An 11907-nucleotide genomic window follows, 5' to 3' on the forward strand; every position below is an offset into this window, starting at 1 on the left:
TTTTATCTACCTCCTAAAAAGAGGTTTACAATGATATCTGAAATCAAAGAAATCATACACACTGTAAGCAGTATAGAAAGTAAGAACGTGCTTAGTGCCAGTTTCTTTAATTCTGGATCTAATAATTTTGGATCTTGATTTTTGTAAACCGTGATTAAATGTTTTGTCAACGGAATATAAGCCAATAAAAACAAGTATTGATCGAAGTTGTAATCGCTTAAAATAGCAAATGCAACTACTAATACCATTGCAGTAATGATTAGAAAAAAGTGGTAGTTTTTAGCTTTTTTAGCTCCTATTTGCACTACAATTGTGTTTTTGCCTGATTTTTTGTCAGATTCCTGATCGCGCATATTGTTTAGGTTTAAAACCCCAACACTCAATAACCCGATTGCAACGGCTGGAAGAATCAAAAGCGGATCAACTTCTTTTGCGTACAAAAAGTTCACTCCTAAAGTACTCACTAATCCAAAGAAAATGAAAACGAATAAATCTCCAAATCCTCTATAACCGTAAGCAGAATTACCAACCGTATAGCGAATTGCAGAAACAATAGCTGCTATTCCTAATAATAGAAAAAAGATTGAATATCCGAAATTGTCTTTTCCGAAAGCAAAATAAATTAATATGATGGCAGACAATAAAGTTAAAAGCGAAGTAATAATAATGGCTTTTTTCATTGCCTGAGGCGTAATAACACCACTCTGAATAGCGCGTTGCGGCCCTACTCGATCTGCATTATCAGTCCCTTTTACTCCATCGCCATAATCGTTTGCAAAATTGGATAAAACCTGTAATCCTAACGTTGTCAATAGAGCAAAACCAAAAACTTTCCAGCTGAATACTTCTGTAGGAGTGTTAATCGTTTCTGTTGGATTTGACAATGCATAAATACTTCCAACTATAATTCCGGAAACTGATAAAGGTAATGTGCGCAGTCTAGCGGCTTCAATCCAATGTTTCATTATTTGTTTTGTTTTTTTAGTTTCAGTTTTCAAGTTTCAGGTTCCTAACTTGAAAACTGAAACTTGAAACTATTTTATAACTTATTTAAGGTAACCACTTATTTTCACCGAAGTTTGGTTTTCTTTTCTCTAAGAAAGCGTTTCTTCCTTCTTTTGCTTCTTCGGTCATGTAAGCTAAACGAGTTGCTTCTCCTGCAAAAACTTGTTGTCCGACCATTCCGTCGTCTGTCAAATTCATTGCGAATTTTAGCATTTTTATAGATGTTGGTGATTTTTGAAGAATTTCCTGTGCCCACTCGTAAGCAGTAGCTTCTAACTCGTCATGTGGAATTACTGCATTTACCATTCCCATTTCAAAAGCTTCTTGAGCAGAATAATTTCTACCTAAAAAGAAGATTTCACGAGCTTTTTTCTGACCTACCATTTTAGCCAAATATGCCGATCCGTAACCGCCGTCAAAACTGGTTACGTCTGCATCTGTTTGTTTAAAAATGGCGTGTTCTTTACTTGCAAGTGTCATGTCGCAAACTACGTGCAAACTATGTCCGCCACCTACAGCCCAACCTGGAACCACTGCAATAACTACTTTAGGCATAAAACGAATTAAGCGCTGTACTTCTAAAATATTCAAACGGTGCTGTCCGTCATCTCCAACGTATCCTTGGTGTCCACGTGCATTTTGATCTCCACCGCTGCAGAAAGAATAAACTCCGTCTTTTGTTGAAGGCCCTTCGGCTGAAAGTAAAACTACACCAATCGAAGTATCTTCTTGTGCATCATAAAAAGCTTGGTATAATTCTGAAGTAGTTTTAGGACGGAATGCATTTCTAACATTAGGTCTGTTAAAAGCTATTCTCGCTACTCCATTGCATTTTTTATAAGTTATATCTTCAAATTCTCTGGCTGTAATCCAATCCATTTTGATTTTTTGTTTAAAAATAATTATAGGGTAAAAATAAATCATTTTTACTACTTTACCTACTCAATCGCTCTTAAGTCTTTGCTAAATTGACTTCTAATGTTAACAATTAGTATTTACTTACAAAAAATAACATTTTTTAACATTAGTTTAGAAAAATAATAATTAATTTTACACCCTAGAAATCAATGAGATACAAAACATTTCAAAGATTTCAGATTGATTTTCTTTCACTGATTTATTAACCTAAAAAATGATTTTTTTGAGAAAATTTAAAAAATTTGTCGCTCATTTTTTTAGGGTTTTAAGTAACAAACCTCTATTAAAGGAGCAAATGATTTATGTGTTTGTCGAAACTTCAAAAAGAAAAAAGTAACACCTAAGGTTAAATGTTAGAATTGTCTATTAATTAGTATAGGAATGATAACGAAAAGAGGAAAAAGTACTAATTCACAACTTTCTAAAAGTTATTTTATTAAACCAATGGATGAGCCGTGAAATTCTCTTTTTTGCTTTTAAGATAGGTGCATTGATTATTTAAAAGACATACCATCGATGGGACGATCTCTAAAATACGTAAAGCCATTGTCCTGAGATGAATTCGAATTATTTTATTTCTGTTTTTTTTTAATTACAATTTTTTTTAAAACTGAATAAAAAGCGAAAGGCTGCTCGTAATGAGCAGCCTTTTGTGTTATAATAATTTGGCTGACGCAAAATAAATTCCAAAAAGTAAAAATTCCAAATTCCAATGGATTGCGTTGAATCAATCTTGGAATTTGGAATTTAAAATATTGGGATTTAATTTATTAGATAAATTCCGTCTTCTTTATTTTCTTTTTTTAAAACTGAATAAAAGCGAAAGGCTGCTCGTAATGAGCAGCCTTTCGTGTTATAATAATTTTGCTAGCGCAAAATAAATTCCAAATTTTTAAATTCCAAACTCCAAGTATCAATTGGAATTTGGAATTTATTAATTGGAATTTCTATTCTTTTACCAGATAAATTCCGTCTTCTTTAATTTCGATCAGTTTTTCTTTGTATAAGGAACCAATTGCTTTTTTGAATGACTTTTTACTCATTTTCAAAACTGTTTTAATGTCTTCTGGATGAGAATTATCGTTTAAACGAAGGAAACCTCTGCTGGCTCTCAATTCACTTAAAATCTTATCTGCATTGGGTTCTATACTCTCAACGCCTTGAGGCTGAAGCGCAACATCAATTTTGTTGTCAGGACGAATGTTTTTGATATAACCGCGCATTCTGTCGCCGGTTCTTATGGAATCATCATAAACTTCATCTTTGTACAAAAGACCTTTATGTTGTTCGTTTATAATAACATTAATTCCCATATCGGTAATATGAGACACGATTAAATCTACTTCTTCTCCTTTTTCAACCGTCAACTTTTCATTACTCAAAAATTGATTGGTTTTACTTGAAGCCACCAAACGATTGGTCTGTGTGTCTAAATATAAATAAACCAAATAGCGTTTTCCTTTTTCCATCGGACGCGCTTGTTCTTTAAACGGAACCAAGATATCTTTTTCCATTCCCCAGTCCATAAACGCACCAACGTTATTGATGTAATTTACTCTCAAAAGAGCAAACTCATTAAGTAAAATGTACGGAACCAAAGTTGTCGCAACTGGTCGCTGTTCATGATCTAAGTAAACAAAAACGATTAATTCTTCGCCAATTTCAAATACTTTCGGTACATATTTATTGGGAAGCAAAACATCGTGAACGCCATCTGGATCGTTTTCAGGATCTCCTAAAAACAAACCAACTTTGGTATCACGCAATATAGTTAGGGTATTGTATTTTCCTATTTCTAGCATTTTCTAAATATTCTAAGTTGATTATACAACTAAGTTTGTGAGGTGCAAAGGTACGAAGTTTGGCATCGCACAAAGAAATTAATTTAACAAAACTTAATTTGTAGGCAAAAAACAGAAAATCCCTTTATAAACTAAAGCTATAAAGGGATTTTAAATGATATCAAACTTAAATTATTTGAAGATGCTTTCTTTTTTAAAATGTACAGTCAGTAAATAATAAACTACAGCTCTATATTTGTGTTTATTTGATTTCCCGTATTTTTCCATAACGGCATCAATTCCTTTGTCTAAATCTGGACCATTACTTAAGCCTAATTTCTTAATTAGAAAGTTGTTTTTTACGGTATCCAATTCTGATTGTTGCGAAGAAGCTACTGTAGAGGCATCATCATTATAAATTGATGGACCACAAGCAATTGTAACTTTTGTTAATAAATCTACATTAGCCGTAATACCGCATTTCTCTTTTAAATCGGTAGTGTACTTTTTAATTAATTCTTCTCTCTTGCTCATTACTATAAATTTAATTTGGTGAATAATGCGCCAAATCTATAGCTAAAGAAGCAATAAATCAAAAATTTTAACAAAATTTTTCTTTCAAAATTAATACAGATATTTAAAGTACTGTTTCAAAATCTGATCATTCTCCAATGTTGGCGTAAATACCTCCAGAATTGCAGGTACATTGTCTGAACTATATAAGGATTGTATTCCGCTTTCTAAAGATTCATTGTCTTTTGCTGCATAATAATTAAAATTATACATCTTAGCCAAATGCTCCGCTGTAAAATTATGAGAGGTTTCAAAATACGTATTGAAAACAGGCTTTTCTTGATGTCCTGGCAAAATTCTAAAGATTCCTCCTCCACCATTATTTATTAAAATAATCTTGAAGTTTTTTGGAATGTATGAATTCCACAGAGCATTGCTATCGTACAAGAAACTAATATCTCCAGTTACAAAGACAGTTTGTTTTTTATTTCCAACCGCTGCACCAATCGCTGTAGAAGTACTCCCATCGATTCCGCTTGTTCCGCGATTACAGAAAACTTCAATAGAACTTTCAATATCAATTAATTGCGCATAGCGAATTGCAGAACTGTTGCTAATTTGCAATAAACTATTTTTAGGAAGTGATTCTATTACTTTTTCGAAAACTTTGAAATCAGAAAAATCAATTTTACTTAAATATTCTTTTCTTCTCTCTAATCTTGTTTGGTAAACGGCATCTACATTTTTAAAATAGTTGCTTTTTACAAAAGATGTTTTTGAAAGAAGGTCTTTAAAGAAATCATTTGGCTGCATCTCAAAATGTTTTGTCAATGCTCCAAATGTATCATAGGCTCTTAAAGTATCAATATGCCAATGCTGTTCTGGTTTGTATTTTCGTAAAAATCCTTTAATTCTTTTCGAGACAACCATTCCTCCAAAAGTGATTAAAACCTCAGGGTTAAATTTCTTAAAATCAAAATCATCAAAAGGAGTAATTAAAGTATCTATTGAATTGATAAAACTAGGATGATGCAGATTTGATGTTGTTTCTGTCAACACCACAATTGACGGATCTGAAGCTAAATTTTCAATAACTTCTTGATCAATTGCATTTGCTTCGTTAACTCCAACTAAGATTAATTTTCGCTTTGCAGTATTCCAAATAGAAACTATCTCGTCACTATTTTCTATTGCTACAGGAAAAGCTTCTGGCTCAGGATTTGTAATTATGGGCTGTACAGAAAGCTCTTCTGTTGTTTCGTATAAAGGTTCTTCAAAAGGTGCATTAATATGAACTGGCCCTTTCTTTTGAATTGCGGTTTCAATTGCTAAATTGATTTTTAAATCATTTTCTTCTGAAGCTTCTTCGGTCAAATTTGCATTAAAAACAGAATGATTAGAAAAAACATTTTCTTGACGAATCGTTTGTCCGTCACCAATATCAATTTTGCTCTGCGGACGATCGGCAGAAATTACAATTAAAGGAATTTGACTGTAAAACGCTTCCGCGAAAGCGGGATAATAATTTAATAAAGCCGATCCTGAAGTACAGACAATTGCAGTTGGCTGTTTGGTTTGCTGTGCAATTCCTAAAGCAAAAAAAGCGGCACATCGCTCGTCTGCAATGCTGTAGCAAGTAAAATTTGGGTTTTGAGCAAATCCGATAGTTAACGGTGCATTTCTAGATCCTGGAGAAATTATAATATTAACAATGCCTTTGGCAGATAAAATTTCGATAATGCTTTGTGCAAGCGCTATTTTGGGGTAAATCATTCCGGTCGTGTATTACTTTTTTCAAAGAAAAATCCTTATTTAATCTTTCTTTCTCTTGCTTACAAAGTTACAAACTTCGCACTTGATTTATATTATAATTAGGAATATATTAAGGCTCTTTCTCAAAAAAGGGGATATATTTGTAAAATCGAATAATTAATAAAAGCCAGCCTTACTATGCGTTTCTTATTTATACTTTTTTTATCTATTACTTTTCAAACCATAACTTCTCAGAATCAATTTGTTCCTGTTGATGTTCCGTACAAAACGGCTTTAGAAAATGCAAAAAAAGAAGGAAAACCACTTTTTGTAATGCTTTATGCCGATTGGTGTCCGCATTGTAATTTAATGAAAACCGAAGTTTTAAACGATCCAGCAGTTATTGATTTTTTAAATAAGAATTTTGTATGCACGTATAAAAATATTGAAAAAGAAGAAGGAATTGCTTTAAAGAACAAATTCAATACAAAATCACTTCCTACTTTTTTATTTCTTGACGGCAATGAAACGCTAATTTATGCTCTGAAAGGAGAAATGAAAAAAACAGAGTTTCAAAATGAATTGCTTTATGCTTTAAATCCGAAAATGCAATTACCATATTTAGAAAAGGAGTTTCTTGCTGATCCAAGCAATTCTGATAAATTCTTCACCTATTTAAATACTTTAAAAAAAGGAAAAGACAGAACAGAGTTATCAATACCAACCCACATATATTTGAATACTCAATCTGATAATCAATTGGTTAGCGAATTAAACTGGAGAGTTATAGCCAACGGTGTTACCGATATTAAGTCTAGAGAATTTCAGTTTGTTTTAAACCATCAGAAAGAATTCGCTGCTGTAGCGTCTCAAAATCGTGTTGACCGCAAAATTGAAAGTATCGTAAACGAATTGCTTCGTCCTTTGGTTGATAATTTAGATACGGTAAACTATTACAAACAAAGAGAAATTGCCAAATCTATCCGATTGCAAAAAACGGATTCTTTGGTTTTTAAATATGATTTGACATTAGCGGAAAGAACTGAAAAATGGAATTTCTACAAAAAAGTTACTCTTGAAGATACTCAGAAATTAGTTTGGAACGATGCAAGTTTTTTAAAGGATATTGGAAATACTTATTTTAAGCATATTAAAGATACTGAAAGTTTAAAAAAGGCTATTTCTTGGGTGGATCGCTCTTTAGAATTAAATGATTCCTACGACGGCAATTTACTTGAAGCCAAGCTTTACAATAAAATAAAGAATAAGAAAAAAGCTTTGGAATACGCCAAAAATGCCAAAGCCATTGCTAAAGAAATGGATTGGAACTCTAAAGAAGTAGACGTTCTATTGGCTGAACTGAATACCAAATAAATCGCAATAATTACCAATGAGCATTATTTTAAGACCTGCAACCACAAACGATTTACAAAAGATTCTAGAAATCGTAAATCACTCTATTTTACACACTACTGCTAATTATAGTTACGAGATTCAAACTTTGGAAGTTCAAACCAAATGGTTTGAAGATAAAAAAGCGAAAAATCTTCCTGTAATTGTAGCCGATTTAGATGGCGAAGTAGTCGGTTTTGGAAGTTATGGGCAGTTTAGAGAGAAAATAGGTTATCAATATACCGTAGAGCATTCTGTGTATGTAGTGGATAATATTATAGGAAAAGGAATTGGTTCTAAACTTTTGACAGAATTAATTCGTTTAGCAAAAGAACAAGGTTATCATGTTATGATTGGCGCAATTGATGCTGATAATGCGGGAAGCATTGCTTTTCATGAAAAATTTGGATTTGTAGCTACTGGCACTATTCGTGAAGTTGGATACAAATTTGATCATTGGCTGGACTTGGTTTTTATGCAGCTTATTTTAGTTTAACCGCAAAGCACACAAAGCATTATGCTAAGTTCGCAAAGTATTTAAAAACTCTGTCCCTTTGTATCTCTGTCCCTTTGAAACTAAAAAAAACTCAAATTTGAAATTTTCAAATTTGAGTTTTTTTTCTTTTTAGCTTTTAATCCAATTAATAACTTCAGGTTCTGTAACTAAAGTTTTTGGTTTAATTACTTTTACTAGTTCACCTTTTTCGTTGATTAGATATTTTTGAAAATTCCATTCCACTTCAGAATCTTGCAAACCATTTCTTGATTTCTCCGTTAAGAATTTATACACTTCACACATATCACTTCCTTTAACTGAAACTTTGTTCATCATCGGAAAAGTTACACCGTAATTTTGCTGGCAGAACGTTTCGATTTCTTTAGCCGTTCCAGGTTCTTGTGAAGCAAAATTATTTGCTGGAAATCCAACAATTACAAAACCTTTATCTTTATATTCTTTGTAAACCGCTTCTAAATCTTTGTATTGTGGAGTTAAACCGCATTTTGAAGCTGTGTTAACAATCAAGATTTTTTTGCCTTTTAAAGACGCAAAGTCAAAAGTGTCTCCTGATAAATCTTCTACTTTAAATTGATAAATTGTTTCTTTAGCCATGGCTTTATCTTTTTTAGATAATTTGTTTGTATTCGTTTGAGCATTTAATCCTGTTGCTGACAAAAGAGCTGCTCCAAATAGCATTAATATTATTTTTTTCATCTGATAATTTTTTATAAAATTAGCTAAAATCCATTTCACAAAAACTATTTTAAGTCTATAATTTTTGCCAATCAAAAGTTAAATAAAAAATTGAAGCCTAACGTTAATCAGACGTTAGGCTTCCCCCCATACAAACAAATCAAACCATGAATTAATTATTATGTAATCTTTTATAAATTATAGTTGATGACACTCGGTTATGTCGAAAATTTCTTCAACCCCTATATGTCAAACGTCTTTTAAAAAAAATCTCTTATTGGCTTGTATGATGTAAACTTAAATCCTAAAATTATCGAGAGACATATTAAAAAAATCTTCTTTTGGAAGTCCGAGTGCATCAACTATTTAATATTTTTAAACTATTTCGTTATCAATTCTTATTACTAGTAAAGCTTGTTAAAGCATCTTTCAAAAATTCACTTTCAGAAAAACTGATTAGTGTCAAAACTGTTGTTAATCCAACTATTAATATTCTGACTATTATTTTGCTATCCATATGTCTATAATGCTATTATAACAACAGTTTTTCGATTTTCTATGAATCTATTAAGATTTTTCTGGTCTTATAAATACATTTACGTAATTGGATTGTTTTTGGTTTTAAAAAAAATCAAAAAAAATGCATTTTTTTCTTGAAGCCTTAATTTTCTTAGGTTTTCCGCTATTAAAAAAAATATAAAAGTGAGAGAAAAATAATTTAACTTTATAACAGGTTAACATATAATGCTTCAATTTCTAATGTTTAAACTTAAAATTTCTAATTTATGAGTCAAGAAGAACTGCTAGTCTTAATTTACAAAAAGGACGAAAAAGCTTTTACCCATTTGTATGATATGTATTCAAAAAGCTTATTTTCTGTCATTCATGTCCTAATCAAAAATCGAGAAGAAGCAGAAGATGTTCTGCAAGATGTTTTTGTCAAAATCTGGAAAAACATCGATTCTTATAACGAAAGTAAAGGTCGCTTTTACACCTGGATCATTAATATTGCCAGAAACACGTCGATCGATAAACTTCGTTCTAAAGACTATAATAACACACAAAAAAACCTTTCCTCAGATAATTTCGTAAATCTGTTAGATGAGAGTAATAAATTAAGCCACAAACTCGATGCAATTGGAATTCAAGAATTCGTAAAGAAACTGAAACCAAAATGTATCGAAATAATTAACCTATTATTCTTTAAAGGATATACCCAACAAGAAGCTTCAGAAGAATTGGCAATGCCACTTGGGACTATCAAGACACAAAACAGAAACTGTATTAACGATTTACGTAATTATTTGAAAGTATAATGGAAGCACAAGAATATATAGAATCAGGAATTTTAGAGCTATACGTTTATGGCTTACTGAGCGAAAAAGAAAATTTAGAAATAGCAGAACTAGCAAAAAAATCACCAGAAGTTGATCAAGAAATCATTTCGATAGAAAAAGCTATAATTGCCCTTTCGTCGAGCTTCTCTCCTTTCCATTCTGTGGAAAATTTTGAAAAAATTAAAGCTCGTCTGGAACTTAAACACGGGAAAGTAGTCGAACTGAAACCAACTTCAAACTGGTCTCAATATGTAGGCTGGGCCGCTGCAGTACTATTATTACTAGGTTTGGGATATCAGACTTTAGAATTAACAAAAACTAAAGAAGCAATCTCGACTGTTGGAAATGAAAAAAATAAAATTCAACGCGAATACGCTTTCTTAGATCAGCAGAATAAGCAAACAGAGAAAAATCTAAGCATTGTGAGAGATATTAAAAATACTGGAGTAACTCTTGGCGGTCAAGCCGTTTCTCCAGCTTCTTTTGCAAAAGTATACTGGAATAAGCAGACTAAAACGACTTATATTGATGCTGCAGGTTTACCAGATCCTCCAAAAGGAATGGTTTATCAGGTTTGGTCTTTAAAGTTAAGTCCTGTTCTTACTCCGACAAGTATTGGTTTACTGGATGATTTTGAAGGAAATAAACAAAAAATCTTTGCTGTAAGCCAAACCAATTCGGCTGAGGCTTTCGGAATTACTCTGGAGCCAGCTGGCGGAAGTCCAACTCCAACAATGGAACAGCTTTATACTTTAGGAAAAGTTTAAAACTTATTTTTTATAAAAAGCTAAAACGCATATTCAGAGTAATATGCGTTTTTTTATTACTTTTAAATTCACCAAAAACCAATTTATGAGTGCAAATTTACTTTTGAGAATTGCTGTGGCTATTATCCTTTTAACCCATTCCGTTTTCGGAATGTTTAATAATGGTATTCATGATTTTGGAAATCTTTTTCTAAATCAAATTGGTTTTGCTCCTTATGGCGTATTTCTAGCTTGGAGTATCAAATTATCTCATGTTGTAGCGGCGGTACTTTTATTAGCAAACAAATACATTAAACTTGCCGGTTTTATAACCATTTTTGTTCTTATAATGGGAATCATTCTAGTACATTTTAAAGAAGGCTGGTTTGTAGTAGGCGGAGGAAGAAATGGTGTTGAATATAATTTTCTGCTCATAATAGTATTCTTAGCCATTATGTATCCTAATGGAATCATAATAAATCAAAAAAGTAATTCATAAACCAAATATGGAACTGAAATGGAAATAATGTGTAAAAATTGCCATCAAATCTTTACAGGTCATTATTGCAATAATTGTGGTCAGCCTGCAGAAACACACAAGATAAATATCCATTTTTTGTGGCACGACATTCAGCATGGTTTATTGCATTTTGATAAAGGTATTTTGTATTCCCTGAAGCAATTGTTTACAAGACCAGGCCATTCTATACGCGAATTTATAGAAGGGAAAAGAGTTCGTCATTTCAAGCCTTTATCTTTGGTTGTGGTTCTTGCAACGCTTTATGGGGTTTTATACCATTATTTTCACCTTAATACTTTTGATTCGGCAAAGAGTTCAAACATAGATTATAATTATTTAAACGAATGGTTCGCTACCCATTTCTCATGGATAACAGTGGCCGCTATTCCTATTTATACCATTGGCACCTATCTCGTATTTAGAAAACAAGGTTACAATTTTGCGGAACTTTTTGTACTTAATACTTTCAAAGCTGCGCAAAGAATTTCTGTACAGCTATTAACACTACCAGCGTTGATTTTTTTCAATCATACTTCACACATACAGCAGTATAGTAATACAATGTACTTTATTGGTATTGTTTTGATTTTTTGGACCAACATTCAGTTCTTTAATAAAATGTCTAAAACAAAAGCATTTTTCTTGTCCATATTAAGTCATCTTATCTTTTTGGTTTGCTTTTTAATGATAACTGCGATTGTACTTCTTCTCTCGGGTAAATTTTCAGATTAGACATAAAAAAAGGTTCAAC

12 protein-coding genes are annotated in these 11907 nt (G+C 31.9%); 6 read left to right on the top strand and 6 right to left on the bottom strand.

What is annotated here, in order from left to right:
• Nucleotides 1–2 precede the first annotated feature (2 nt).
• From menA to menD, 5 genes are all read right to left on the bottom strand, one after another.
• A complete protein-coding gene (gene menA, locus NCC77_RS14380; protein WP_250836185.1) occupies nucleotides 3–965 on the bottom strand; it encodes a 1,4-dihydroxy-2-naphthoate octaprenyltransferase in 963 nt (320 codons plus the stop codon).
• A gap of 85 nt (nucleotides 966–1050) precedes the next feature.
• Nucleotides 1051–1884: a 1,4-dihydroxy-2-naphthoyl-CoA synthase gene (locus NCC77_RS14385; protein ID WP_012024845.1), complete on the bottom strand. Its 834-nt coding sequence runs from the start codon at nucleotides 1882–1884 to the stop codon at nucleotides 1051–1053.
• Nucleotides 1885–2870: 986 nt separating this feature from the next.
• The gene (locus NCC77_RS14390; protein WP_250836186.1) at nucleotides 2871–3725 is read right to left on the bottom strand and encodes a CvfB family protein; all 855 of its coding nucleotides are present in this window, start codon (nucleotides 3723–3725) and stop codon (nucleotides 2871–2873) included.
• A gap of 171 nt (nucleotides 3726–3896) precedes the next feature.
• A complete protein-coding gene (locus NCC77_RS14395; RefSeq protein ID WP_250836187.1) occupies nucleotides 3897–4238 on the bottom strand; it encodes a DUF2853 family protein in 342 nt (113 codons plus the stop codon).
• 90 nt (nucleotides 4239–4328) lie between these two features.
• Nucleotides 4329–5990, bottom strand: a complete 1662-nt coding sequence (gene menD, locus NCC77_RS14400) for a 2-succinyl-5-enolpyruvyl-6-hydroxy-3-cyclohexene-1-carboxylic-acid synthase (protein WP_250836188.1) — start codon at nucleotides 5988–5990, stop codon at nucleotides 4329–4331.
• A 177-nt stretch (nucleotides 5991–6167) separates the two neighbouring features.
• Between menD and NCC77_RS14405 the strand changes: the two genes are divergently transcribed.
• A complete protein-coding gene (locus NCC77_RS14405; protein ID WP_250836189.1) occupies nucleotides 6168–7343 on the top strand; it encodes a thioredoxin family protein in 1176 nt (391 codons plus the stop codon).
• Between the two features lie 16 nt (nucleotides 7344–7359).
• Complete coding sequence (locus NCC77_RS14410) at nucleotides 7360–7857, top strand: GNAT family N-acetyltransferase (RefSeq protein WP_250836190.1); 498 nt, start codon at nucleotides 7360–7362, stop codon at nucleotides 7855–7857.
• Between the two features lie 129 nt (nucleotides 7858–7986).
• Here NCC77_RS14410 and NCC77_RS14415 read toward each other — a convergent pair whose 3' ends face one another.
• Nucleotides 7987–8574 (bottom strand): glutathione peroxidase, encoded by a 588-nt coding sequence (locus NCC77_RS14415; protein WP_250836191.1) that lies wholly within the window; start codon nucleotides 8572–8574, stop codon nucleotides 7987–7989.
• Nucleotides 8575–9338: 764 nt separating this feature from the next.
• On the opposite strand from NCC77_RS14415, the gene NCC77_RS14420 reads away from it, so the two are divergent.
• From NCC77_RS14420 to NCC77_RS14435, 4 genes are all read left to right on the top strand, one after another.
• Nucleotides 9339–9869 carry an RNA polymerase sigma factor gene (locus tag NCC77_RS14420; protein WP_250836192.1) on the top strand — a complete coding sequence of 177 codons (531 nt, stop codon included), beginning with the start codon at nucleotides 9339–9341 and terminating at the stop codon, nucleotides 9867–9869.
• Nucleotides 9869–10657 (top strand): anti-sigma factor, encoded by a 789-nt coding sequence (locus NCC77_RS14425; protein WP_250836193.1) that lies wholly within the window; start codon nucleotides 9869–9871, stop codon nucleotides 10655–10657. Before NCC77_RS14420 ends, NCC77_RS14425 begins: the two co-directional genes overlap by 1 nt.
• 85 nt (nucleotides 10658–10742) lie before the next feature.
• Nucleotides 10743–11135, top strand: a complete 393-nt coding sequence (locus NCC77_RS14430) for a DoxX family protein (RefSeq protein WP_250836194.1) — start codon at nucleotides 10743–10745, stop codon at nucleotides 11133–11135.
• A gap of 18 nt (nucleotides 11136–11153) precedes the next feature.
• On the top strand, nucleotides 11154–11888 hold the full coding sequence (locus tag NCC77_RS14435; RefSeq protein ID WP_250836195.1) for a DUF3667 domain-containing protein: 735 nt from the start codon (nucleotides 11154–11156) through the stop codon (nucleotides 11886–11888).
• The last annotated feature ends 19 nt before the right edge of the window (nucleotides 11889–11907 follow it).

The sequence above is a fragment of the Flavobacterium tyrosinilyticum genome (assembly GCF_023656565.1).
GTDB lineage: Bacteria > Bacteroidota > Bacteroidia > Flavobacteriales > Flavobacteriaceae > Flavobacterium > Flavobacterium tyrosinilyticum.